The organism is Pseudoalteromonas sp. 2CM32C (assembly GCF_023161925.1).
In the GTDB taxonomy this organism is placed as follows: Bacteria; Pseudomonadota; Gammaproteobacteria; order Enterobacterales; family Alteromonadaceae; genus Pseudoalteromonas; species Pseudoalteromonas marina.
Map to the genome: position 1 here is coordinate 17,454 of NZ_JALNTI010000015.1, position 26,263 is coordinate 43,716.

22 protein-coding genes and 2 tRNA genes are annotated in these 26,263 nt (G+C 40.5%); 16 read left to right on the forward strand and 8 right to left on the reverse strand.

Annotation, left to right across the window (positions count from 1 at the left end; genetic code table 11):
- The first annotated feature begins 76 nt into the window (after nt 1-76).
- Both MTF67_RS17845 and ccoG read left to right on the forward strand, forming a co-directional pair.
- Nucleotides 77-1,489, forward strand: a complete 1,413-nt coding sequence (locus MTF67_RS17845; RefSeq protein WP_248520286.1) for a sigma 54-interacting transcriptional regulator — start codon at nt 77-79, stop codon at nt 1,487-1,489.
- Between the two features lie 151 nt (nt 1,490-1,640).
- Nucleotides 1,641-3,020 carry a cytochrome c oxidase accessory protein CcoG gene (gene ccoG, locus MTF67_RS17850; RefSeq protein WP_248520287.1) on the forward strand — a complete coding sequence of 460 codons (1,380 nt, stop codon included), beginning with the start codon at nt 1,641-1,643 and terminating at the stop codon, nt 3,018-3,020.
- A 28-nt stretch (nt 3,021-3,048) separates the two neighbouring features.
- Here the strand turns inward: ccoG and MTF67_RS17855 are convergent, their stop codons facing one another.
- From MTF67_RS17855 to MTF67_RS17875, 5 genes are all read right to left on the reverse strand, one after another.
- Entirely contained in the window at nt 3,049-3,486 is a 438-nt protein-coding gene (locus MTF67_RS17855) for a hypothetical protein (protein WP_248520288.1), read from the reverse strand.
- Nucleotides 3,487-3,566: 80 nt separating this feature from the next.
- Entirely contained in the window at nt 3,567-4,484 is a 918-nt protein-coding gene (locus MTF67_RS17860; RefSeq protein ID WP_248520289.1) for a M14 family metallocarboxypeptidase, read from the reverse strand.
- A gap of 181 nt (nt 4,485-4,665) precedes the next feature.
- Nucleotides 4,666-5,832 (reverse strand): beta-aspartyl-peptidase, encoded by a 1,167-nt coding sequence (iadA, locus tag MTF67_RS17865; protein ID WP_039037919.1) that lies wholly within the window; start codon nt 5,830-5,832, stop codon nt 4,666-4,668.
- Nucleotides 5,833-5,843: 11 nt separating this feature from the next.
- A complete protein-coding gene (yfcC, locus tag MTF67_RS17870; protein WP_248520290.1) occupies nt 5,844-7,247 on the reverse strand; it encodes a putative basic amino acid antiporter YfcC in 1,404 nt (467 codons plus the stop codon).
- Nucleotides 7,248-7,388: 141 nt separating this feature from the next.
- Nucleotides 7,389-10,316: a TonB-dependent receptor gene (locus tag MTF67_RS17875; RefSeq protein ID WP_248520291.1), complete on the reverse strand. Its 2,928-nt coding sequence runs from the start codon at nt 10,314-10,316 to the stop codon at nt 7,389-7,391.
- Nucleotides 10,317-10,668: 352 nt separating this feature from the next.
- Here MTF67_RS17875 and MTF67_RS17880 point away from each other — a divergent pair, with 352 nt between their 5' ends.
- Together MTF67_RS17880 and MTF67_RS17885 are read left to right on the forward strand one after the other, a co-directional pair.
- Complete coding sequence (locus tag MTF67_RS17880; RefSeq protein WP_248520292.1) at nt 10,669-12,369, forward strand: cyanophycinase; 1,701 nt, start codon at nt 10,669-10,671, stop codon at nt 12,367-12,369.
- Between the two features lie 103 nt (nt 12,370-12,472).
- Entirely contained in the window at nt 12,473-12,721 is a 249-nt protein-coding gene (locus tag MTF67_RS17885; RefSeq protein ID WP_006794483.1) for a hypothetical protein, read from the forward strand.
- 146 nt (nt 12,722-12,867) lie between these two features.
- Here the strand turns inward: MTF67_RS17885 and MTF67_RS17890 are convergent, their stop codons facing one another.
- From MTF67_RS17890 to MTF67_RS17900, 3 genes are all read right to left on the reverse strand, one after another.
- Nucleotides 12,868-13,452 (reverse strand): hypothetical protein, encoded by a 585-nt coding sequence (locus tag MTF67_RS17890; RefSeq protein WP_039037915.1) that lies wholly within the window; start codon nt 13,450-13,452, stop codon nt 12,868-12,870.
- 467 nt (nt 13,453-13,919) lie between these two features.
- Nucleotides 13,920-13,996: transfer RNA gene (locus MTF67_RS17895), tRNA-Pro, on the reverse strand.
- A gap of 110 nt (nt 13,997-14,106) precedes the next feature.
- Nucleotides 14,107-14,730, reverse strand: a complete 624-nt coding sequence (locus MTF67_RS17900) for an arylesterase (RefSeq protein WP_248520293.1) — start codon at nt 14,728-14,730, stop codon at nt 14,107-14,109.
- On the opposite strand from MTF67_RS17900, the gene MTF67_RS17905 reads away from it, so the two are divergent.
- The 12 genes from MTF67_RS17905 (at nt 14,731) to MTF67_RS17960 (ending at nt 26,263) form a co-directional block, all read left to right on the forward strand.
- The gene (locus MTF67_RS17905; RefSeq protein ID WP_248520297.1) at nt 14,731-15,444 is read left to right on the forward strand and encodes an ATP-binding cassette domain-containing protein; all 714 of its coding nucleotides are present in this window, start codon (nt 14,731-14,733) and stop codon (nt 15,442-15,444) included. It abuts the gene before it with no gap.
- Nucleotides 15,434-17,935: an FtsX-like permease family protein gene (locus MTF67_RS17910; RefSeq protein WP_248520294.1), complete on the forward strand. Its 2,502-nt coding sequence runs from the start codon at nt 15,434-15,436 to the stop codon at nt 17,933-17,935. Before MTF67_RS17905 ends, MTF67_RS17910 begins: the two co-directional genes overlap by 11 nt.
- 129 nt (nt 17,936-18,064) lie before the next feature.
- A complete protein-coding gene (ruvC, locus tag MTF67_RS17915) occupies nt 18,065-18,589 on the forward strand; it encodes a crossover junction endodeoxyribonuclease RuvC (protein WP_008131991.1) in 525 nt (174 codons plus the stop codon).
- 2 nt (nt 18,590-18,591) lie between these two features.
- The gene (gene ruvA / locus MTF67_RS17920; protein ID WP_006794477.1) at nt 18,592-19,209 is read left to right on the forward strand and encodes a Holliday junction branch migration protein RuvA; all 618 of its coding nucleotides are present in this window, start codon (nt 18,592-18,594) and stop codon (nt 19,207-19,209) included.
- 7 nt (nt 19,210-19,216) lie between these two features.
- A complete protein-coding gene (ruvB, locus tag MTF67_RS17925; protein ID WP_248520295.1) occupies nt 19,217-20,224 on the forward strand; it encodes a Holliday junction branch migration DNA helicase RuvB in 1,008 nt (335 codons plus the stop codon).
- Nucleotides 20,225-21,261: 1,037 nt separating this feature from the next.
- On the forward strand, nt 21,262-21,966 hold the full coding sequence (gene tolQ, locus MTF67_RS17930; protein ID WP_248520296.1) for a protein TolQ: 705 nt from the start codon (nt 21,262-21,264) through the stop codon (nt 21,964-21,966).
- Nucleotides 21,953-22,381 carry a protein TolR gene (gene tolR, locus MTF67_RS17935; RefSeq protein WP_006794474.1) on the forward strand — a complete coding sequence of 143 codons (429 nt, stop codon included), beginning with the start codon at nt 21,953-21,955 and terminating at the stop codon, nt 22,379-22,381. The genes tolQ and tolR overlap by 14 nt, the downstream gene beginning before the upstream one ends.
- Before the next feature lie 4 nt (nt 22,382-22,385).
- A complete protein-coding gene (gene tolA / locus MTF67_RS17940) occupies nt 22,386-23,312 on the forward strand; it encodes a cell envelope integrity protein TolA (protein ID WP_006794473.1) in 927 nt (308 codons plus the stop codon).
- Nucleotides 23,313-23,321: 9 nt separating this feature from the next.
- A complete protein-coding gene (gene tolB / locus MTF67_RS17945) occupies nt 23,322-24,680 on the forward strand; it encodes a Tol-Pal system beta propeller repeat protein TolB (protein ID WP_010557248.1) in 1,359 nt (452 codons plus the stop codon).
- Nucleotides 24,681-24,714: 34 nt separating this feature from the next.
- Nucleotides 24,715-25,257, forward strand: a complete 543-nt coding sequence (gene pal, locus MTF67_RS17950) for a peptidoglycan-associated lipoprotein Pal (protein ID WP_008131978.1) — start codon at nt 24,715-24,717, stop codon at nt 25,255-25,257.
- Between the two features lie 13 nt (nt 25,258-25,270).
- On the forward strand, nt 25,271-26,020 hold the full coding sequence (gene ybgF / locus MTF67_RS17955; RefSeq protein ID WP_008131976.1) for a tol-pal system protein YbgF: 750 nt from the start codon (nt 25,271-25,273) through the stop codon (nt 26,018-26,020).
- A 171-nt stretch (nt 26,021-26,191) separates the two neighbouring features.
- A tRNA-Lys gene (locus MTF67_RS17960) sits at nt 26,192-26,263 on the forward strand.

Genomic DNA, 26,263 nt, shown 5'->3' on the forward strand with positions numbered 1-26,263 from the left:
ATATCGATACAAAGTTACTGGTGCAGTAATGTGTTAAAGTTGTCATAATGCTCGTGATATTTCGCGAGGCGTAGTTATGATAAAGCAATTTTTAAACGATCCAAAGTTATTACTTAATGCCGTGGGTGAGGGAATTTACGGATTCGACTTGTCTGGAAACGCTGTATTTGTAAACCCAGCAGCAGAGCGCATGACAGGGTGGAAGGCAGAGGAGCTACTAGGAAAAAAAATACATCAATATCATCACCATACTCGTGCCGATGGCACGCCTTACCCTGCATATGAGTGTCAAATTTACTGTACCATGTTTGATGGTAAACGCCGTGAAGTTAACAATGAAGTGTTTTGGCGCAAAGACGGTAGCTCGTTTGCTGTTGAATATACATCCACCCCAGTGTATCGAAAAAATCAACTTATTGGTGCCGTTGCTATATTTCGTGATATATCGCAGCAGCAACAAACCCAAAATGATTTACAAAACGCACTTAAAAAAATAAAGCAGCTGAGTGAGCAGTTAAAAGACGAGAATAGCTATTTAATAGCAGAGTTAAATCAGGACTGGCAAGACTCTGGGCTTGTAGGGCAAAGCCATGTGTTCCAAACAATGTTAGAGCAAATCAAATTAGTGAGTGAAACCGACACTACCGTGCTTATTCTGGGAGAAAATGGCACAGGTAAAGAGCTAGTAGCACGCAATTTATATAGGTTAAGCAAACGCAGCAAGCATGCCTTTATTAAAGTAAATTGTGCAGCTTTTACACCGAGCTTATTGGAGTCTGAGCTGTTTGGGCATGAGAAAGGCGCTTTTACTGGGGCTAACGAACGTCGTAAAGGCCGATTTGAACTGGCCGATAAAGGCACACTTTTTTTAGATGAAATAGCCGAATTACCTCTAGAATCACAAAGTAAGCTACTAAGAGTGCTACAAGAGCAAGAATTTGAACGGGTTGGTGGTAGCCAAACTTTGAGTGTAAACATTCGAGTTATAGCGGCTACAAACCGCGACTTGTGGCAAATGGTGCAAAAGGGCAGTTTTAGAATAGATTTATATTATCGACTTAATGTATTTCCTATTAAAGTACCGGCCCTGAGAGAGCGTAAAGAGGATATTCCTTACTTATGCAGCAACCTCATACAGCAATTAAATAAACGCTTGGGGAAGCAGTTAAAAGGGTTAAGTAAAAAAGCAGTTACTAAGCTTCAAGCCTACGATTGGCCTGGTAACATAAGAGAGCTGCAAAATGTACTGGAGCGAGAAGCCATTTTGTCTAAACAATCTGTTTTACAGCTCAATCAACCACTCAATGGTGACACTACGCAAAATGTTGACGAGTCTCTTACCCTCGATGAGGCTCAAAGGCTGCATATAAGCCGTGTTTTAACACTTTGTAACGGGCAAATTTCGGGAAGTAAAGGTGCTGCACTGAAGTTAGGGTTACCTGAAAGCACACTTCGCTCAAAAATGAGAAAGCTAGGAATTAATAAATAATCGCGATATATAACGTTTTTCGTTATATGTCGCGATTGATAAAAGTGTGTAAATTATAAAGTTATTTAATATCAATAGATTAAACAAAGTTTCAGTTTGGTCTGAAAGTTGCAAATACTTAAACAACATCCGTTCTAATTAAGTAAGTAACATGAAGTTTGATATTAAAGAGCAAGACATGATCATTAAGCCCTATAACTCAGGGCCAATTTATATTCGCGAGCAAAAAGGCTTTTTTCAACGTATACGCCGTAATTTAGGCTGGTTGCTAATGTTAACGTTTATTGCAATTCCATGGATTCAATATAACGGTCAGCAGGCTGTACTGTTAGATGTCGCAACACAAACCTTTACTATTTTTGGATTAACACTTCTTCCTCAAGACTTTATGATTTTAGCCATGCTTTTTATGGTGGGAGCCTTTGCGTTATTTTTTGTTACTAATTGGCTTGGCCGAGTTTGGTGCGGCTACACGTGCCCGCAAACAATATGGATGTTGATGTTTACATGGGTTGAGCAACGAATAGAAGGTACACGCAATCAGCGCATTAAATTAGATAAGTCAAAATGGACATTTAGCACGTGGCGTAAAAAAATAGCTAAACACAGCGCGTGGATAGTTATTTCGGTTTTAACAGCGACCTCATTTATGGCGTATTTTATTCCGGCTAAAAATTTATACCTAGGCATGCTTACGTTTGATTGGTCTGGCATTACCACATTTTGGGTGCTTTTTTTTGCTGGGTGTACGTACGGTAATGCTGGTTTTTTAAGAGAAAAAATGTGCACCATTGCATGCCCGTATTCTCGTTTTCAGTCAGTGATGTTTGATAAAGATACCTTAGTTGTTACTTATGATGCTGAACGAGGAGAAAACCGTGGACCAAGAAAGCGTAAAGCTGATCCAAAGTCATTAAACCTAGGCGATTGTGTAGACTGTAATTTATGTGTGGAGGTATGCCCTGCGGGTATTGATATAAGAAATGGCTTGCAATATGAGTGCATAAACTGTGGTTTATGTATTGATGCCTGCGATGACACAATGAATAAGTTTGGCTACGACAAAGGCTTAATTAAATACGCGAGTGAAAAACAAATGGAAGGTAAAAAAACCAACCCATTTAGATTAAAGCTTGTTGGCTATGGTGCGTTAACTGCCTTACTTATCCTATCGATGTTTGCATGGATGATGCAGCGTACACCCATAGAGGCCTCAGTGCTTCGTGATAGAAACGCACTCTACAGAGTAAATTATGAGGGCCTAGTTGAAAACCCATACACCCTAACCATTATTAACAAAACACAGCAATCAATGCACTACACAATCGCTATTGAGGGGTTACCTGGGGCAACGCTTAAAAGTCCAAAGGCAACACTCGTACAACCTGGTTTAATGAAAAAAATACCGGTTACGGTTACCGCTGATGGTTACGATATTAAACAAAAAGTAAGTAAATTAAGATTTGTAGTTACCGCGCAGGAAGATGCGAGTATTACCATCACCAAGGACAGTCAGTTTTATAAAAACTAAGTAGTTAAACGCCAAGTTGATTAAATAATTAATCCGCTTGGCTATTTTTAAGGTGTTTAATAACGTATTGCTTGGCACTTTCAACCTCACTAAATATACATTTAGTGCCGTCTCTGCCAACGCTATTTAAAACCCGCGACATTTGACTGATTGCGATGGCCGATGTCATTACATACGCGCTGATGAAGCAATTTGCAGCTTGCATTTTTTTGCCAATTTTAGTGAGCAATAACTCGGCTTCAGGCGTCGCTGCTAATACCTTTCGTGAGTCGCTAATATAGCCCCAGGGGTTGCCGTTAAATTGTGCTGTAGTATTAATGAGCTTTTCACCATACACTCTTAGAATATCGGTATCGATACTACCTGAAAATTCAGCAACAATTATGTTGTTATCTACATAAAAGTTAACGTTGCCATAGTCATTTTTTAATGAAAAGTCATAATGCTCATTTTTATCTACTTGCAAGGCTTTCTCTCTATTTTATATTACAGACTTGTTACTACGTTTAATAAAACACACTTATGATAAACGTAGCAACTAGTAATTTAGCCTTCATTTCGTAAATAATTTAAAGCACTATCAATAACAGCAATTTGCGCTAATATACATTGTTCACTATTGGCTGAAGGGCTATCTGGGTAAACCTCTGTTGTTGTTACAAAAGGAGCATCAGTAAAGCCCATACATAAACCTAATTTGCGTGCTGCGTAATTTATAACGCCAAATTGTTCCTGCGGTACGCCAATTAATGCATTGTTTTCATCGCTTGGTGCAATATGCGTAACCTTTGCAACGCCCTCAATAATCACTTTTTGAAATTCTGGCTCTGGCTTTGTACTGTCAGCAACTAAGTAAAACCCATCAGGAATATTCCAGTTTGTATTAGTTGTGCCTTCACGTGCTGCAAGCGCTGGCCTGAATTCACTGTTATCGGAGTCTGTTGTCTCGTGTAAATCAATATGTGCTAGTAGATCAATATTTAATGATTTTACATAGGCCATAACAGCGGCAGACTCGTGTGCTGGGCTATTTTCGTAAAAGGAGCGGTTAGGATCTATTGCGCTTGGGTTCCAGCGGTTAATTGTTTCATACCCCCAAGGGCTAATACAGGGAGTAATAATTATATTAAAGTGTTTTGAATGATTTAAAGCAGAGGTTTTTGCAAATCTAAGCGCGCCATGTACACCACTTGTTTCGTAGCCATGCACGCCACCGGTAATTAAAACCGTTGGTTTGGTATCATCAAAATTAGGTGTTTGCAGGGCATATAATGGATAAGAGCCATCGTTGTAATTAAGCTCACCATATTGCTCAACCGTTAATGTGCCTTTAAGCTCGTTAATTAGTGTTAACACTTCATCTTGGTAGCTACGCTTTATAACTTGGCTCGCAAGCCATTGAGCTTTATCGTCGTCGTTCCATTTAGTACCGGGTGTGCCAATTGGGTATGTGCTGTCAGTCATTATAAAGCCTTGGTATATCAATATTTAATGAAATAAAGCGCTAGCTTAACGCTGACTAAAATAGCCTGCAAGTTAATGCGATGCATAACATTTCTATAAAAATTAACCATAACCGCGATTTTAACTTTGCTATGATTAAACAGGTAAAAAACGCAGTTAAATTAATTAACTGCGTTGAAAGTCACTCAAACGGCCCTTTTATAACCGCGTGGCTGTTTTGTACCATTAAAGTACCGTTTGCCCATACGTACTCAGGGGTTAAGGTCTCTTTATCGAGAAGCACAATATCTGCGTCGCTCGCTGTTTTTAAGCGGCCTTTATTAAGCCCTAAAATATCAGCGGGGTTACTGGTTATGCTCATCAAGGCGTGCTCAATAGGGACGTTATATTGCTTAACTGCTTGCTGAAACGAGGTTAATAAAGAGGACTCTTTACCTACCTCAAGTCCCAATAAATTAAAGTCTTTATCGAAAATAGGTAAACTAGCATGGCCATCTGAGCTCATAGTGAGTTGATTTGCTGCTACACCTTGGTCTAAGCAATAAGCAAGGGCATGGGCTGCTGCGAACTCACCGTGGGCTAAATCGTAATCGGTAGTGCTGGTGGTAAAGTCGATAGTACCGCCCTGATCACAAAATTGAATACCGGCATCAAGAAGTGCTTTATTGCGGTTCATATGCGTAGGATAAAACTGTTTAAGCTTAATATCACTTTGCTGAGCCACCTGATGCAAAATAGTTAAATGGCTATCAACAGGGCCCACATGAATACTTACGGTGCCTTTTTTACCACTGAGCATACCGGCTACTTTAGCCTCGGCTGCTAATTCCGCTAATTGCTGTACAGTAGGTTGGCTACTGCGATGATCAGAAATCGCCACCTCGCCTACACCTATAAACTCCTCTATATACATAATGTCGTCAGTGATTGAGTGGCTGAGTGTTTTAGCTGGCAAATGATACGAACCCGTATGGCAAAATACATTTAGCCCTTGCTCTTTAAGCCCTTTTGCTTTGGCAACCAAATTGGTCAGCGTACGTGAGCTTGAATCGGTACCTAGTGCTGCCACCACCGTGGTGGTGCCCGACAAGGTGGCATCGGTTAGGTTCATTTCAGGGGTGCGGCTGGCAAATCCAGCCTCGCCACCGCCACCGGTAATATGCACTAACGAGTCAACAAACCCCGGCGTAACAAGCTTATTTTTACCGTCAATTCGTTTGACGAGTACACTGCTGTCGAGGATTATATTTTCGTCAATAGCAATGATTTTACCACCGCCAATTAAAACATCTTGTGTGCCTAGGTAAGTAGGTGCATAAACGTTTGCACCTTGAATTAAAGTTAACATAACAAATTCTTTTATTGATAATTAATAAAATAAGCAAGAAATATAAAGCCGCTTGCTAATACAAAAAGTGCTAGAGCAAAGCGCCAAATAAACGCAGCCCATTCTCCCCAATCTAATTTTACGACCCCTAAACAACCAATTAAACTAGCTGAGGTGGGAATTAAAATATTGGTTAATCCATCACCTAATTGAAAGGCCAATACTACAATTTGCCTTGATACATTGAGCAAATCGCCAAGTGGAGACATTAACGGCATAGTGATGGCAGCTTGGCCTGAACCCGATGAAACAAAAAAGTTAAATACACTTTGAAACACCAGCATTCCCCAAGCCGCAATGTAATCTGGCACACTGGCTATGCTACTTGCACAGTAATAAAGCAGGGTGTTGAGAGTTGAGGGAGTAGTTAAATCGCTACCCCCTAATAGTAATACAATGCCTTTAGCTAGTGCGACTAATAACGCCGCTGGCAATAACTCTTGCGCACCGTGTTTAAACGCATCTGCGCACTCATTCGCTGTTAGCTTTTTAAACACGATGGCAATTATTGCACTGACAAGGCCAATACAAAAAAACTGTGCCGCAAGCTCAGGAATATAATATTGGCGAGCCATTACGCCCCATACAACCCAGGCTATACCCAATACAAACACTAATAATGTGAGTGCATCGGCTAAGCTAAGTTTAATTGTTGGCTGATCACCCGCTTTTTGGGTTTGTATTCTGATGCGTTTTGCATAGCGAATGGTAAACACAAGGCCTGCAAGAGTAAAACACGCCCACGCTAGCATACGAAAACCCGCGCCAGAAAACACGGGGATTTCAGCTATCGATTGCGCTATAGCAATGCTAAAAGGGTTCATCCATGAGGTGGCAAAGCCTATTTGCGTGGCCACATAGGTTGTGAGCACGGTAACTTTAGCGTCGTAGCCAAGTTGTTGCATAATAGGGAAAAGCACAATACAAAAGGCAATAGCTTCTTCGCCCATACCAAATACCGCGCCGCCTAACGAAAATAGTAAAAATAGTAAGGGAATAAATAGCCATTCAACCCGTTGAGTTTTATTAATAAGTGCCAGAATGCCGTTGTTAATCGCACCGGTTTTCATAACAATGCCAAAAGCACCGCCAGTGATTAAAATAAACGCCATTACGCCAATCGCTGCACCATATTTATCACCCGACACTAAGCCTTCAAACAATACATTTGCTAAACCAATGTCGCCACCTTGTGCAAAAAATGGCGGTGATTGTTGGTTATTAACGGCTTGATATTGTGAAAGCTGCACAGTATGGCTACCCGGTTCTGCATTAAATACCCCAGGGGTAATAAAAACCGTGGCCATATAGGCAATCACTGCCACGCAAAGCAAAAGAATGCTCGCATCGGGCATAGAAAATTGTTTTTGTTTCATAATTTCACTTTAATAAAAGGTCATTGTGTTGATGCGTAAATAAACGCTTAAATGTACTTTAGCACTTAATAGGCAGTGTCACTGTAGCCATGACCTGTAATAAAAGGAAGGCCGCAAAGCGTTTGCTTTGCGGCTAAGTGGTTAAAAGCGGTAGCTAATACTTAATTTATAATTAGCACCAAGGGCATTATGATTAATTGAATCAAATCCGCGGCTTGAACCATAAAGTGTGGGTGGCTCTTTATCAAAAATATTATTGATACGCGCACGCAAAGTCAGCGATTTATTAACATAGTAACCCGCGGATAAATCCCAAACGAGCCAATCGTCAACCTGATGCTCACCTTTTGAGTCTAATACGCCAAGTGAATCTAGTTCATCAATTTCACGCCCACGCAGGCCTTCTATATCATCTTCGTAGCTGCTGGTGTAGTTTGCACCTAAGTTAAGGTAGTAACTTTGCGCTTCCCAATCTATTGACATACGAGCAATATTTTCAGGGTAACGATAAGTTCCTACCAACTTCTCTAACGAGTCAGACCCCGGTTTATTACGTTCAAACTCAAGGTAATGAGTGCCGTCAAACGCAAAGGTTAAGTCGCCACCTGATAGCCTAAAGCGGTGATCAAACTTAAAGTCTATGCCAGCTAAAGTTTGAGTACCGGTGTTTTCAAGTGGGATAGCATGATCGCGAAACAGCGGTAAGAATAGCTCGTCATCACGTGGGTTGAATTCATCGATGTAGCTGGCTAAGATTTCAGTTAAGTTGGCTCCGTCTTGCTCTATGTTTAAACCACTGGTGTCGGTGACATCACATAATGCTTCATCGTACGATATGCCTTGCTCGCCCGGTGGTACAATGCCACAGTGACGAAGTGACGCATCAGTTATGGCGCGATCTAACACTGCGGTCATGTTAGTATCAATTACTTCTTCATGATCAAACTGCCAATAATCAAGGGTTAAATTAGTATTAGCCGATGGGCTCCATGCAAAACCAATACTAATAGCTTCAGATTCTTCTGCATTTAAATTAGGGTTACCTAATTCTAACGAATTAACACTTACTTCGGTGCCATCACCCATACAGTATAAATCAGCTACAGCTTGGTTTGCACCACAGTCAAAAGTAGATTGTGTGGTTCTTAATTTAACACCAGCCTGCGTTAATGATGGTGCCCTAAACGAGGTTGACCATGAACCACGAACAATTAACGAATCAGTCGGGCGATAGCTCAAACCAATTTTAGGATTAAAGGTGCCACCAAAATCATCGTAATGATCGTATCGACCCGCTGCTTGTAGCTCTACTTGCTCACTCAGTGAAATACTTAATTCAGCAAACGCTGCATATTGAGTGCGATCGGCCTCTGATAAACTAGAGCCAAAGCCAAATACATCAACAAGGTAATCATTACCTGCTTGAGCTTGTGAATTAAGCGAAGGAATGTCGTTTAACTCTTCACGGCGTGCTTCTACCCCAAATGAGGCATAGGCAGGCAGGTCGTTAAAGGTAAATAGCTCACCATTAAAGTTAGCATCCCAGCCGTAAACAGTACTTTCTCCGCTACGTGTTGGGCGAGCTTGCGCTGTTGCCAAAACAGCATCGTTAGCGGCGTCGCCTTGAAGGAAAGGGTTGTAAAAAGGCAGCAGTTCTCCCGATGCACAGTTTAAGTCAGTACCGTCAAAACTCGCTAATGTACCGTCTGAACACAGCTCGCCGGTGATCGCGCCATGAAACTGGTAACGATTATATACCCCTGCAATAGCCTCCTGCTCTGAGCGCGAGCGAGAGAAGGTAACACCAGACTCCCAGCCCCAGTCGCCAATTTCACCACTTAGGCTACTTACTAAGCGAAAGTTTTTCGTTTCTACTTCCACTGTTCTTTGGGCATTAAAGCGGGCATCAAAGCCAAAACCATATACTTCTCGGCCACTTTGAGTATCAAATGGGTCAATGTAGAGTTGATCCATTAAATCATTACTACCATCGGTATTATCGTAAATAAATAAGGCGTCTTCTAAAATAAACGGGCCGTCGTCGTCATTAATTTGGTTAATAGGTGAGGGAGAAGAATACGCTTTTGCTTTGGTTTGACTGTAAAAAAAGTCAGTGTGCCATTGTAGACCACCGAGCTCGCTATTAAACATAAAGCCGGTTGAAAGGCTTTCAAATGGCGTATCTAGGTAATCATCTTGGTTAGGGTAGTAAGCACAAATTTGTTCACCAAATTCAGTAGTCACTAATTCGGTTTTACAGTTTGGTGATGGAAGTTCGTTACCATCTCGGCTGCTGAAATAATAAATATTCGGTGAGTTCTTCAGCTTAGGTAAATACGAGTAACCATTAACTAAAGAAGGTGAAGCGGTATAATCGCGGTCGGTTGCTCTAAAAGCGTTACGGTCGTATATATCTGCAAATACCGTTAAGTTACTCTCGCCTATTTTTGTACCATACACTAAGTTTAGCTGCTTTTTACTTTCATCATGCTGATCAAAGCTATCGGCAAACGAAGTATTGATTTCAGCGCCTTCAAAATCATCTTTTAAAATGTAATTAATAACACCCGCTACAGCATCGGCACCATAAACGGCTGATGCACCGGTGGCTAAAATATCAATACGCTCAATGGCGGCTAGCGGAATTGAATTCACATCTACAAAGTTTTCAGTACCAGCAGCAAATGAGCTAGGTGCAACTCGGCGGCCATTAATTAATGTAAGCGTTGCCGAAGGTCCCATGCCTCTTAAACTCGCTGCTGATTGGCCCGCTGGTGTAGAAGTAGACGTACCGCCACTTTCAGAGGTTGAGAACGTACCGCTCCCGCCTTTAAATACAGATAAATCTTTGAGTAATTCATGGATGGTATTAGCGCCAGAGCGTTTAATCGCATCTTGGTCTAATACTGTTAGTGGAATAGTGCCTTCCAGATCAACGCCTTTTAAACGTGATCCTGTTACTTCTACTCGTTCAATGTTGGTATCAGTTTGAGTTTCTTGTGCGTACGCACAGGTAATAGGGCTCAGTAAAGCGCTTACTGTGGCCGCAATAGTTAGTTGACGAAACATTGTAGTACCTTTTGTCTTTTTTAAGCGCGCAGAAATAGGTTTAATATTTCTTAAGGCTTTAATTATTATGTTTTTTAGACAGGGCAGTGGTGAAATGACACGCTGAGCCCCTCACAGAAATCAGTGAGGTGGTGGGCTACTCGTCAAACCACTCCGAAAGGTAGTGGGGTGAGTAGAAATATGTTGTAAGCAATGTTGCTTTTTTAAACATAATTCTCGTTCCAAAAAGGTTTTTGACAAAGCCAGCAAATGGGTGCTAGCTTACTCGCGTTTTAAAGTTCCTTTTTTTTATAGCAAGCGAGAGGCTCTCTCGCAAGTCATTTTTTATAAATTTTTACATGAGTGTAACATAATGGAACAAATATACTTACCAAGTAAGAAAGTAGCTAATTCGCGAATAATAACCGCTTTTTTATCTGTTCTTGTCGCTTTTTCGCTGCAAGTAAGCGCAAAAGAGTCTAGTCAAACTCTCGTTTTAGTGGGGGGAGCTCTCACAACATGTGCCAGTTTAAGCCCCAAAAACTGTGAAAAAAATACTCAGATCTCGGGTAAAACGCATAATCTATTTGCGCTCTCTCACACTAAAATTAGCCAAATAAAGCAACATTGGCCCAGTAATAATAGCCAAGCCAAAAACAACACTATTAAAAATTTGGCAGCAATGCAGGCTAAATCATTGCCCACATTGTCGAAAAAAGAGTTGTTATGGTTATGGCGCGATATTGATAGTAAACAGCTCAATAATTTATCGGATCAAGAATATCATTTTGTAATAGATATGCTTGAAGTAGCGCAAATCCAAAGCAACAACACGCGGCTAAAAGAGCGCGTAAATACTGCGCTTAATAGCGAACCGGCAGCGACAGAGATTCTGCAGTTTATATCTGGTAGTTTAAAAGTTAATAACGCAAACCCGAGTATGCTGGCCATTACTGCCTCAAGCAGAGATCCTTACGAATCTGCTGATTTTTACGAAGGATTACTAAACTTCCCTAATGTAAATTCACAATGGCTTGCATTAACCCCAGCGCTTGCTAAAGCAATAACCACTAAAAAGTGTGGTGATTTAACCACGCTTAGGCACTCAGAGATGGGGTTATATCAACGCGAGCATATTTACCCTGATCGTACCCAAGCAGAATATGAACTGTGTAAAAAAGGCACCGACGCTTTAATCGAGCTAATCAAAAACAGTACCGGTGTCATGTTTAATGGTGGCGATCAAAGCCTAACTCGAAAAGTATTATTTGATGAAAATAACCACCCTTACCCATGGACAAAAGCATTGCAGTCACGCCCTGTTATTGTAGGCACAAGTGCAGGCACCGCGGTGCAAAGTGGCGGGCAAGTTCATGGTGGTAACGCGGTTATGATCACTAATGGCACAAGTTTATCGGCATTAAAAGAAGGCGCACAAGCCATTGATGCCCCCAGTGAGCGCTCAAGCAGTGATAGCTTAACTTACAACCGTTTTGGCGGTTTAGGCACGTTTAGTTACGGTGTGTTGGATACACATTTTAGCGAGCGTAATCGTACATTAAGGTTAGCCACTTTGCTCGACAACCTCAATGAAAACCAAGCTCAGCCCGCTTTTGGCTTTGGTGTAGACGAAACCACCGCTTTAGTGGTTATTAAATCTGGAGCTGGCAATTTAATGACAGTAATTGGTAAAAATGGTGTGGTACTAGTAAAACCTAAAGAACGAATAGAGGCTGAGGCTAAAACTTACCTTTTTTCATACTGGCCTGCTGGCAGTGTGATTGATATAAAAAATAACGATTTTACCCTAAGCCAGCGCAGTATTAGCCAAGCACTGCCAGCAATTAAAATTCCGCCATTGCCAGTTCAGCGTTTTGGTAGCATATTGACGGATGCTAAATTACGCTCTTTGACACAAGCTATGTGCCTCGCTCAAGAGCAAAGTGCGGTTGCTCAGCAAGATGAATTTTTAATTAGCCTGAATACAAATGCTGATACACGCTATGACCGAATAAACACCAAACCATTTGGTTGTGCTGTGAGTAATTTATCGCTGGTGGTCGAGTCGTTTTAAGTTTAAGGCGTAAATATTTGGATTTTAAGTATCAGCTCGATAAAATAACCAGCATTACGTATAACTACTTTGCATAAAGCAGAGAAATTAAAAGAGTTTTAAAATGAATAATGAAAGTGATGTAATCGATAACTTAGCTGATTTAGAGGCTTTTTTACTGGAAGTTGAAAGCGGCGGTTATGGGTTAAAAGGAGTATCTGGCGTTGGTATGGCCACTAAAAACTCAGACGGCACCCGTTTTATTGCCGTATTTGATGATAAACAGCAGCTATTATTGGCCCGCGGTATCACCGAAGATGTATATACTAATGGGCAAGATATGGTTCGTAACGGTGTAAAGCCCAAACACTAGTTACATATAAATCAATAAGCGCTGTTTAGCGCTTTTTTTTTGCAAAATTTAAAATGAGTTAAAACATCAAGCAAGGCTAAGAAATATAAAAGGTAAAAAACCGATTTAGGCTAAATAAATGAAGGCTTTACTGCATAACTCGCATATTAACGTATTTCGTTTACTAATTGACCATTTTCATATAATGCCGAATATTGGCGTTTATGCTCTTCAAATAGGTAGGTTCTTAACTGCTCTTTTCCGGTAATTATACGTGTAATTTTTGCAGCCATTCCTGATTTATTTTGCCTAATAGGCTCTATATCAATTGAAATACACTCTTCGTTTGGTAATGTAAACTGCACGTTTTTCATATTACCCAGTCGGCTGTTATCTTTTAGAGGTTTTAAAAATATCCCTGTGCTAGATATAGACTCAATATAAAAACCTTCGCTTTTTATATTGAGCTGGCTCCAACGCCAACTGCGCTGTGTGCCTTTAGTATCAATAACTTCAGGCGCACTGAGTGTTGGGTTAATAACCCCAGAGGGATCTATTTTTAAATCAAGCGGAAACCACAATTGATAGTGCGCAACTTTTGCTAATAGCGTTAAGCTTGCATTACTTAATAGGTGCGCAATGCCTGCGGGTACACTACTTTGTAAAGTAAGCTTATGATTTGGTTTTACTTCCTGATCTTCTGGCTTAAATAAGTCAGAGATAAAGTTTAATTCTTCAGCTGAAAAGTCCATGTTCAACACCGTAAAAATAAAACCCTATCATATGTTAATTAAATAAAATGCTCAATAAGTGTGCAGACTTATTTGTTTTCTTTACTATAATGAAAAGTTTTGTTGGGATTTTCTGCGAATTAAACGTGTATCGTTAGCCGCGCTTGTTATATTTCATCCAGATTATGCTTAAGCGAATAACAATATACTTAAAGTATATTTAGCGCCTTCATGTGCTTTTAAAAACTAAAAAGGGTTTTGTTACTTTGTTGTTTTATTAAGTTAATAATCAGCACCTGGTGAAATGTCGACACGAAAGGATGGTTTTAAGATATTGCTGCATACTAAGTAAGGACCAATTGATAGGCACTGTTTCTTAGGCGCAATTTGTAGTCATTTAACCGCTGATTTAAGTAATCTCTAAGTAAATTTATTTTTCAGGTTAATACTTTTTTGAAGGTTAATTATAGAAACAGGAGGGAGTTAATTGGTCGGTATGGAGAGATTCGAACTCTCGACCCCTGCCACCCCATGACAGTGCGCTACCAGGCTGCGCTACATACCGACTTTGAGTGCAATAGTACGTGTATTTTTTTAAAAATCAATAAGCGATTGTTTGTTTGGGTGTTTATTAGGCAAGTGAGCTAAAAAGCCCACTTAAGCTAGGTTATTTTTTTAGTCTTTATTTAACCAAGTTTTGATCGAGTCGTGCATCTCATCACGTATCAACGGCTGTGCTTTTTTGTTAGGGTGTAATCCATCGTTTTGCATTAGCTCTGGTTTATCAGCGATATTGAGCATAAAAAAGTTTAATAAGTGCGTATTAGTTTTTTCGCTAATTTGGCTAAAGCTATCAGTAAACATTTTGCTGTAGCGAGGGCCGTAGTTAGGTGGAATGTAAATTTCCATTAGCGCGGTCATTGCATTAGCTGCTTGGCTTTTTTGTATCAGCGCGGTCAAATTAGCTTGCATTTTTTTTACCGGAAATCCGCGAAGACCGTCATTTGCACCAAGCTCTATAAGCACGTGTGTTGGTTGGTATTGGGCAAGTAATGTATCTAAACGGCGAAGTGCACCGCCAGACGTTTCGCCACTAATGCTGGCGTTTACAAGTGCAATGTCGGCTTGCTCGTCATTGTACTTATCTTGTAACAATTTTACCCAGCCTTGCTCTTGTTGTAGGCCATAGGCTGCGCTTAAACTGTCACCAAGTATTAAAATCGTGTTGTCGGCTGCTGCACTCAGCGGTTTGATAACTAAAAATAAAATGAATACTAAACGAAGGATTGAATGAGTCATATGTCAGCGCTTTCTCAATTAAATATAATTCAAGTTAATGGTTTGTCTAAAATAGTAACTACCTTTGAAGGTGAGTTGCCCATCCTCAGCGACATCAGCTTTAATGTCAAGCACGGTGAGTCTGTTGCTATTGTTGGCACGTCGGGATCAGGTAAGTCTACTTTGTTGAGTTTATTAGCAGGCTTGGATACAGCGAGTAATGGCGAAATATTTTTAGACGGTGAGCCGCTTCATGATTTAGACGAAGAAGCGCGTGCAGCACTTCGTGCCGCTAAAATTGGTTTTGTATTTCAGTCTTTCATGTTGGTGCAAAGCTTAACCGCTCTTGAGAACGTAATGTTGCCTGCAGAGTTAGCGGGAAAAAGTGATGCTAAGGAGCAGGCACTTGCTTTGCTTGAAAAAGTAGGCCTAAGCCACCGAACAGATCATTACCCATCTCAGCTTTCGGGTGGTGAGCAACAGCGTGTTGCTATTGCCCGCGCTTTTATTGGCACACCCAAAATTTTATTTGCCGATGAGCCTTCAGCTAACTTAGATAGTAAGAACGGCAAAATGATTGAGTCGCTGCTGTTCGACTTAAATTCTCAACATGGTACAACGCTAATTTTGGTGACGCACGATGAAGGACTCGCTCAAAAATGTGAGCATATTATTCAGATAGAAGCGGGCTTACTTGTAAAAAGTGAAGCAGAGGACGTTGCAAATGTGGGCTAAATTAGCGCTTAAATTATTTGCGCGAGAATTTCGAAGAGGTGAGCTAACGGTAATTAGTGCAGCTATTGCTTTAGCGGTATTAACTGTACTTACTTTGTCTATGGTGACAGATCGAATAGCACAAAGCATTGCACAAAAAAGCAGTGCGTTTATTGCTGCTGACCGAGTATTGGCAAGCAGCCATGCCATTGACACCGCTTTTATTGAGCGAGCTAAAAGTCAAAACTTACAAACCGCGCAAATGGTGTACTTCGACACCATGTTATTTGCTAATGACGAAATGCAATTTAGCTCGGTGAAAGCAGCGTCAGACGCATACCCGTTAAAAGGGCAGCTAAAAGTAAAAAACACATTACTGGGTGAAACGGTTATTGCAAATGGTGGCCCAAATCCAGGCAATGTATGGCTCAGTGAGTCTGTTTTTTACTCGCTGAATATTGATATTGGCTCGCAAGTTGAGCTAGGTGCTGCGTTATTTAATGTTGAAAAAGTGATCGTTGAGGAGCCTGATGCGCCATTCAATGTATTTTCAAGTAGCCGTCGTGTATTAATAAATATTGCAGATGTACCAAAAACAGAGGTTGTTCAGCCTGGGAGCCGTGTTTTTTACCGTCAGCTCTATGCAGGTAGTGAAGACGACATAAACAGCTTTTATGACTGGCTAAAACCACAAATGAAAGAAAACCAACAATGGTACGGTGTTAAAGACCGTCAATCACCAATTTCAAACAGTTTAAACCGAGCAGAGAGTTTTTTATTGTTAGCGGGTTTACTAGGTATTATTTTGGCTGCAGTAGCGATTGCTGTATCAGCCAAACGATACTGCGAGCGCCAATATGACCCTGTTGCGATGATGAAAACATTGGGCGGCAGTCGCTCAATGATCCGTAAAATTTACATGCTTCACTTATTGCTTGTATGTGCAATGGCTGTGAGTATAGGTTTATTGATTGGTTACGGCTTGCAAGAAATAGCCACCGGATACCTTTCAAAAAGTATGGGAAGCGAATTGCCGATGGGTGGATTTAAGCCTTGGCTTGTAGCAATTAGTACGGGTGTAATTTGTGCCGTTATGTTTTCTATTAAACCGTTATTTGATTTGTTCGATATTCCGCCGCTTAGGGTACTGCGTCGTAATTTAGGTGACAAACTAGCGGTGAGCCGCGTGCACTTGGGTATGAGTGCATTGACCGTGTTTTTGTTAATGTGGTTATTTAGTAACAATATAAAAATAACGCTGATATTATTTATAACCACACTAACTTTAATTGGCGTGTTGTTTTTAATATCTAAACTTATATTTGGCGGTGGCCGAAAACTGGGTTTAAAACCAGGTAATAGTTGGTCATTGGCTATTGCGTCGATTCAAAAGCGTGCCAATGTAAATGCAGTTCAACTTATTAGTTTTTCGCTCGCCATTAAACTGCTTCTGTTTTTAGTTGTGCTTAAAAATGACATGATTGCTGATTGGCAGTCGCAATTACCAAGCGATGCGCCCAATGCATTTTTAGTTAATATTACGCAAAACGACCTTGAACCAATCAATAACTACCTTGCTGAGAAAGACATTTTAGTGTCTGAATTCTACCCAACGATTCGAGGGCGTGTTAACGCGGTAAATGGTGAGTTGGTTGCACGTGAAGTATCTCTTCAAGACAATGAGAAAAAAGATGAAGAAGCGCGTTCGGGTATTGGCCGTGAGCTAAACTTAACGTGGCTTAAAGATGTACCGGCTCAAAACGAGATAATTCAAGGTGAATGGTTTGATGAAAACGCAGTGGCCGAGGCATCAGTTGAAGAGTCGATGTTAGAGCGCCTTGATGTTGAAATTGGCGACACACTTACCTTTTTAATTGGCGCGCAGTCGTTCGATGCTAAAATTACCAGCGTTCGTACAGTTAACTGGGCAACGCTTAAACCCAACTTCTTTATCATACTCAGCCCGGATGTACTTAAAGACTTTCCGGCGACTTATATTTCGTCGGTTAGGATAGAACCTGAGCAAAAGCGCGACTTTAGCCAACTGTTGCGCACCTATCCAACCATTACTGCAATCGATGTAGACAACTTTGTAAAGCAAATACAAACCACAATATCGCAAGTCTCACTTGCCATTGGTTTTGTACTTGCCATTGTTGTTTTGTGCGGTGCATTAGTACTCATTTCGCAAGTGCAAGCGAGCTTAGGTGAACGCATGCAAGAAATTGTAATTCTTAGAACATTAGGTGCTAAAAGCCGTTTAATTAAAAATGCGACCTTGTACGAGTTTTTATTATTGGGTGGGTTAGCCGGTTTAGTTGCTGCATTTTTTAGCGACTTAGCGCTTTTGATTGTGCAGCAACAAATGTTTGAACTTACGGGCAAGCTTCATCCACATATATGGATTATAGGCCCGCTTGCTGGTGGTTTATTTGTAGCCGGGTTGGGTTATTTAATGATTGCCCGTACCCTTAAACAAAACACCCAAGGGTTAGTTCGCGCTTTGGGGTAAACTAACTATTATTGCGTTTAAAATGCTCGCTATTTAAGCGAGCATTTTTGTTTTTGCTTGGTACTGGTATTTTATACAGTGCTCTGGCATTATTAGCCTAATTTACAATAAAAACAACGAGAATGTGATTTGGCCATTATTTTAGGGATCGACCCAGGATCGCGTTTGACTGGTTACGGTGTAGTTGCTCACCAAGGTGCTAAATTTACTTATTTAGGCAGTGGTTGTATAAAATTAGCCGATCATCCTTTTCCGGTACGCCTTAAAATGATTTACCAGGGCATCACTCAACTTGTTGAGCAGTTTTCGCCTGAAACGTTTGCTATAGAAAAAGTATTTATGGCTCATAATCCCGATTCTGCATTAAAACTTGGCCAAGCGCGTGGTGCTGCCATTGTGGGTGCTGCAATGGCTGATTTGCCAGTGTTTGAGTATTCGGCAAGGCAAATTAAACAAGCTGTAGTAGGCAACGGTGGTGCAGACAAAAGCCAAGTCCAGCATATGGTAAAAAATATTCTAAAATTACCAGGTACACCTCAAGCCGATGCAGCAGATGCATTAGCAATAGCAATTTGCCATGCTCATTCAGAACAAAATTTAATTAAACTAGCGGGCAGCGCAAGCAAAACCGTTAGAGGACGCTTAAGGAAATAACAATGATAGGCCGCTTAAATGGTATTTTAGTTGAAAAACAACCCCCCGAAATTTTACTTGAAGTAAGCGGCGTGGGTTATGAAGTACAAATGCCAATGACCTGTTTTTACGACTTACCAAAAGTGGGTGAAAACACGATTGTTTATACTCATTTTGTAGTGCGTGAAGATGCGCAGTTACTGTTTGGTTTTAATAATAAAACAGAGCGCGCATTATTTAGAGAGCTTTTAAAAGCTAATGGGGTAGGGCCAAAACTCGGGCTCGCTATTTTATCGGGAATGTCGGCGCAACAGTTTGTTAGCTGTGTAAATAATGAAGATGCTACATCGCTGGTTAAATTACCGGGTGTGGGTAAAAAAACCGCTGAACGTTTAGTGCTTGAGATGAAAGACCGTTTAAAAGATTGGGGTAATGATTTATTTACACCATTTAGCGATAGCGCAGTGATAGAGCCTCACAGCGATGCATTAGTGGCTAATAATGCAGCGGATGATGCAGTTTCTGCACTTGTTGCATTAGGGTATAAATTGCCACAGGCACAAAAAGCAGTAAAATCGGTGAGTAAACCGGATATGTCTACTGAGGTTCTTATAAAAGAATCTTTAAAATCGATGTTGTGAGTAACCCATGATTGAAGCGGATCGCTTAATTGACGCGACTGAAAAAACAAATGAAGACTCGATTGACCGAGCAATTAGGCCAAAACTGTTGGCTGATTACCGAGGTCAACCGCATGTTAAGCAGCAAATGGAAATATTTATTGAAGCTGCACGCAGCCGCGATGAAGCGCTTGATCATTTATTAATATTTGGTCCGCCAGGTTTAGGAAAAACCACACTGGCGAATATTGTAGCAAACGAATTAAACGTAAATATTAAAACCACCTCAGGACCTGTACTTGAAAAAGCAGGCGATTTAGCGGCACTTCTTACAAACCTTGAAGAAGGTGATGTACTGTTTATCGACGAGATCCACAGGTTAAGCCCACAGGTTGAAGAAATACTTTACCCTGCAATGGAAGACTATCAGCTTGACATAATGATAGGTGAAGGCCCTGCTGCACGTTCTATTAAACTGGATTTGCCACCATTTACGTTAATAGGCGCTACAACACGTGCAGGCTCACTCACATCGCCACTGCGTGACCGTTTTGGCATAGTGCAGCGTTTAGAGTTTTATTCAGTAGAGGATTTATCGCATATAGTGGGCCGCTCAGCTCATTATCTTAATTTAGAAATGTGCGACGATGGCGCTAGTGAAATAGCTAAACGATCACGAGGTACGCCGCGTATTGCTAATCGTTTATTGCGCCGTGTGCGAGATTATACTCAGGTTAAATCTGACGGCACTGTAAATGCAGACGTTGCGCAGCAAGCACTCGACATGATTGATGTAGATAAAAGCGGTTTTGATTATATGGATCGTAAATATTTACTAGCCATCATTGAAAAATTCATGGGTGGTCCCGTAGGGCTCGATAATTTAGCCGCTGCCATTGGTGAAGAGCGTGAAACAATAGAAGATGTTATTGAGCCGTTTTTAATTCAACAAGGGTTTATTCAGCGAACGCCGCGCGGCCGTATTGTGTCTGACAATGCGTACCATCATTTTGGCTTGTTACCTAAAAAAGACTAATTTTAAACACCTTTCCTAAACCCTTGCTAAAAATTAGCTTTAGCAAGGGCACTTTCTTTTATAACGTATTTTATCTACGAAAAGTCATTTTCTTTATCATTAACTAGCCTATTGCAAGTAAATTCAACGTAGTTTGCGCTGACAATAGCTGTTTGAGATAGATTTATTATCCAGCGTTCAGGTTAACCAACAATTCACAGGGCGTTAAGGCGTGTGTGGCTATTGTGCCTTTCATAAAATTCAACCTAGTCAGTGCTGACTATGACTGTTTAGGTTTAGTGCAAAATTTCTGGCTCAATAAACAATATTAAAAGAATCTGTATATTTTGGTCTAGGCCAAATTTTAGGTAAAAAAAAGCCCGCAAATAATGCGGGCTAACAACAAGTTAAAGGAAGTAATCTGGGGGAACCATGTTTTACACTGTCAGGTTTTATCCAAATAGAGTAAAACAATGTAATACGACTAAAAATCATATTACTAAGAACAGGACATAATGAAACAGTTTCATTTAATGCGCTAGCTCGGTATGGGAGAATAATACGGAATATCTAAAAATTGTTCAAACTAGAAAATTTGTTTTTTCGGATTAAAAAAACTAATGCTTGTAGTTTTTTTGTAGTTTGTAATTTGTTTGTTAAATAATCATATATTTTATAAGTTAATGAAAAATAGTACTTAAGTATATTTTTGTATAATTGTTCGGTATTAGTTTTAGTATTCTGGTAGGTAACGTTAACGTGGTTTTGCGTGTTTATGCATTAATTTTGAATAAATGGCGTGTTTTATGATGTTTATTTATATAATTACGCAGCTGAACCTGAGTTTTTATTTTATTTGAATAAAAATTTATATAACCAGGCGTAAAAAATAAACAACATAGCCGATTTTTAACGTTTTTTGTTGGCTATTCATAGCAATATCGTTGTTAGTTTGAAATGGACTCGATACACTAGTTGCAACTAAATGACCTTAGTTGCGGTCATAATTGCACAAATCATTACAATTGACGTATTTTGATACTATTTAGGAGTTTAATGTGGGATCAGGGCTTAATTTTTTGGATCTAATTTTAGAAGCCAGTTTGCTTGTACAATTAGTAATGTTAGGGCTAGTTGCCATGTCGGTTATGTCATGGGCTATTATTTTTCAACGTAAAAAAGCAATCTCTGATGCGCTTTCGAATGCTAAAAAGTTTGAGCAAAAGTTTTGGTCAGGTATTGATTTAAGTAAACTTTATAACGAAATTTCATCTCGTAGTGCTCAATCTCATGGTATTGAGGCGTTATTTACAGCAGGCTTTAAAGAATTTGCGCGTCATAAAAAAAATACATTTCAAGGCGCAAGTATAGTAATGGAAGGTACGCATCGTTCAATGCGTGTAGCGTTGTCACGTGAAATAGAAAAAATTGAAAAAAGCCTATCGTTCTTAGCAACGGTCGGTTCTATAAGTCCTTACATCGGTTTATTTGGCACTGTGTGGGGTATTATGAATGCCTTTATTGCATTGGGTGAAGTAAAACAAGCCACATTACAAATGGTTGCTCCGGGCATAGCTGAGGCTCTAATTGCTACGGCAATGGGCTTATTTGCTGCAATTCCTGCCGTAATTGCTTATAACCGTTTTTCATACAGTGTTGAAAAGCTTGAATCTCACTACATCAACTTTATGGAAGAGTTTGCTAATATTTTACACCGTCAAGCAGCTACACAAATAGAGGCACAAGCGAATGTATCATCGTAAAAAGCGCCGCCCAGTAGCAGAAATTAATGTAGTACCTTATATCGATGTAATGTTGGTGCTGCTTATTATTTTCATGGCGACTGCACCACTAATTACTCACGGTGTAAAAGTAGATTTACCAAAAATGGAAGAATCTGATTTAGTTGATACAAAAGATACACCACCAATCATTGCGTCTATTGATGCTGAGGGTAAATATTACGTCAGTGTAGGTACTGATCCAGAGGAACCAATGGAAGCACTCGATGTAGCCGCTGTGATTAAATTGCAGTTAATGAAAAATCCAGATGTACCTGTAATGATTAAAGGTTCTGGTAAAGTTTCTTATCAAGAAGTGTTATTGCTAATGGATTTTTTGAAAAACGCAGGTGTGCCGTCAGTGGGATTAATGACCGAATCCTTTGAGGGGAATTAACTGGATGAGTAGTGCATTAGTAAAATCGGTGGTATTGCATTTAGGTTTGGGCGGATTGTTGTACGCGTCAGCTAACATTCATGCACCAACCCCTAAAGTAATGGAAGTGACGTTAAACACGGCTATACCTGAACCCGACAATGCTGTTTCTGCGGTAACAGTTGACCAAAAAATGGTTGAGCAAAAAATTGCTGAGCTACAAAAAAAAGAAAAAGATAAAAAGCGTGCTGAAGATAAGCGGATACGTGATTTAGAACGCAGGGCTGCTGATGCTCGCAAACAACGTGAATCTGAGGCTCGAAACATTAAAAAACTTGAGCGTGAACGCAAAGCCAAAGAGAAAGAAAAAGCGCAAGCTGAAGCTCAAGCAAAAAAGGCGCGTGAGATAGAGCAAAAAGAGCGTGCCAAAGCTAAGCAAGCAGAAAAGCAAAAACAAGAGGCTGAAAAGGCAGCAAAAGCCGCGGCAGATAAACGTAAGCTTGAAGAAGAAGCGCTAAAAAAAGCAGAAGCTGAACGTATTAAGCGTGAGCAAGAAGCTAAAGAGCGTGCAGCCGAAGCTGAACGTAAGCGTCAACAAGCATTACAAGAACAAATATTACAAGAACAACTTGCTAAAGAGCAGGCTGCACGTAGTAAAATACGCCAGCAACAAGTTGCGAGTGAAGTTGACAAATACCGTGCTTTGATTATGGCGCGCATCCAACAAAATTTGTTAATTGATGAAAAAATGAAAAACCAACAATGCCGAGTGAATATCCGTCTTGGCTTTAATGGTTTAGTTACGCAAGTTAAGTCTTTAGGTGGTGATAAGCTAGTGTGTGAAGCCGCGCTCAGAGCGGTTCGTATGGCCGACACATTACCTGTGTCTAAAGACAGAGACGTGTTTGACCAGCTAAAAAATATTAACTTAACAATCAAGCCAGAATTTTAAAGGAATGATATGTTCAATAAACTAAGAGTAGCCTGTGTAGTATTGCTACTAGGGTTTCAAGGCATTGCAAATGCTGCACTTGAAATTGTAATTACCGAAGGTGTTGATGGCGCAAGGCCTATTGCTATTGTGCCATTTAAATACACCGGAATAGGTCCGATCCCACAAAAACTAAGTGATGTGATTGCAGCTGATTTAGTCCGAAGTGGTAAGTTTAAGCCGGTTGATGTTGCGCAAATGCCACAACAACCAAGCGAGGACCAAGCAATTGATTATGCCTCATGGGTTAATCAAGGGGTTGAGGCCGTTTTAGTTGGCCAAGTTGAACAGCAAACCGATGGCCGATACTTAGTCCGCTATGAATTAGTGGATGTAATTCGTGGTCAAATCACGGGTGGTAACACCCAAATGATGTCTAATGGGCAATTAGTAAAAAGCCAAGACCACATTTTAGAAGCCAGAGAAAGCGTTATTTCCGAAAGTGGGTTTCGCCGCTATTCACACCGTATTAGTGATGTGATTTATGAAAAACTAACAGGCGAAAAAGGTGCATTTTTAACTAAAATTGCCTATGTGATTGTGCGTGACGAAGACGATAAGCCGTATCAACTCGTTGTTGCCGATTACGATGGATTCAACGAACAAGTACTTTTGCGCTCTAAAGAGCCGTTAATGTCGCCAGCGTGGTCACCAGATGGTACCAAGCTTGCTTATGTAACGTTTGAAAATCGTCAAAGCCAAATATACATCCAAGACTTATATACTGGCAAGCGAGAAGTGGTAGCCAGCTATCGTGGGATTAATGGTGCGCCGCAGTTTTCACCTGATGGTAAAGAGCTTCTATTAGTCCTTTCAAAAGATAAAACAGGCGCAACAGAAATTTATTTACTAAACCTGGCAACGCGTAAAGAAACACGCCTAACAAACCACCGTAGCATAGATACTGAACCATCTTGGTACCCAAATGGGCAAGATATAGTGTTTACCTCGGAAAGGGGTGGTAATGCTCAGATTTATAAGTTAAATTTAAAAACTGGCAGATCAAAGCGCCTAACGTTTGATGGCGATATGAATCTTGCAGGGTCAGTTACGCCTGACAGTAAAGAATTAGTGATGGTTAATCGTACGAACGGTAAGTACCATCTTGCTAAAAAAGAGCTAGCTTCTGGCGCGTTTCAAGTATTAACGCGAACTCGCTTAGATGAATCACCGAGTATAGCGCCAAATGGCTCGATGATAATATACAGCACGCTCCATAATAACAAACAGGTACTGGCGTTAGTATCGATGGACGGCCGCTTTAAAGCACGATTACCTGTGCTAGACGGACAAGTAAAGGCACCAGCTTGGTCGCCATATTTACAGTAATGTTACTGGTTTACTCAAAATAGGAATCTACTCAATGCAACTTAATAAAATACTTAAAGGCCTGCTAATTGCTGTGCCAGTAATGACATTAGCAGCTTGTAGCTCGTCTTCAGATATCGACGAAGGTGCTGCAAACCAATCTAATCAACCTGCTGTTGAGCAAACAACTAGCAACGATACAGTTGAAGTAGCAACAATTTCGCCTGAAGAACGTGCTGAAGAACAACTTCGTCAAAAATACGAAGCACTTCGTCAAGAGCAAGTAATCTACTTTGATTTTGATAAAGCGACAATTGAAAGCAAATATGCTGATTTACTTCGCGCACATGCTGACTTTTTAGTAAAAAACCCATCGGTTAAAGTATTAATTGAAGGCCATGCAGATGAGCGTGGCACGCCAGAGTACAATATTGCACTAGGTGAAAACCGTGGTCAGTCAGTTGAAAAATACCTGCTAAGCTTAGGTGTATCAGCTAGCCAAATGTCAGTAGTGAGCTACGGTGAAGAAAAACCAATGGTTAAGTCTCGCACTGAATCAGCTTTCGCTAAAAACCGCCGTGCGGTATTAGTTTACTAAGATAAGAGATATTATGAAGCCGAAAATTATTTTGGCAGCAATGATATTGAGCGGGAGCACCCAGTTATGGGCTGCTCCCGCTCCTGTTTCAGAAGCTGCGAGTTCACAGTCAAGTATTGAGAAGCGCTTAGCGTCGTTAGAAAGTATGATGCAATCGCGTAATTTCTTGCAAGCCGAGTTACAACAGCAACTTAATTTACTTCAAGATGAAGTAAGTCAAATTCGCGGAGTGACGGAAGAGCAAAGCTATAAACTAGAAAAAGTACTTCAGCGTCAGCGTGAGCTTTATCAAGAGATTGAAAACCGTGTTAGTCAAGCGTATTCACAGCCTGCAGCAGTCCCTGCAACCGACTATGCACAACCTAATGACTCACAAGCATATAGCAGTGATTTATCTGAGAATGAGGCTTACGAGCGTGCTGTTGCACTTATAATGAAAGATAAACGCTACGACCAGGCTATTCCAGAGTTTCAAACGTTCTTAAAAACATATCCAGAATCTGTGTATGCGTCAAACGCACACTATTGGTTAGGTCAATTATTAACAATTAAAAACGATGGAGTTAAAGCGGTTGATCACTTTAGAGTGGTTGTAAACGAATATCCAAATTCAAATAAACGCCCAGACGCCATGTTAAAATTAGGCACGCTTTTAAAAGAGCAAGGACTGACAGACGAATCGTTAAAAATACTTAACGAACTTGTTACGCAGTACCCAAGTACAACGGCTGCAAAATTAGCCACAGATCGCCTGTCTAATTAATTGAATCAGCTTGATTAGACTGCTTTTTGTCATAAGCGGTCTAAAATTGGTCAACTAGGCATAAAAACTTAAAAAAAGAGACAATTTCGGTTGCACTCATTTTATAAATAAGTATTATAAGCGCCCGCAGCAAACGAATGGTTACCCCACTCAAAATGTTGCAAAAAGAGCGGGTCATTAGCTCAGTTGGTAGAGCAGTTGACTTTTAATCAATTGGTCGATGGTTCGAATCCATCATGACCC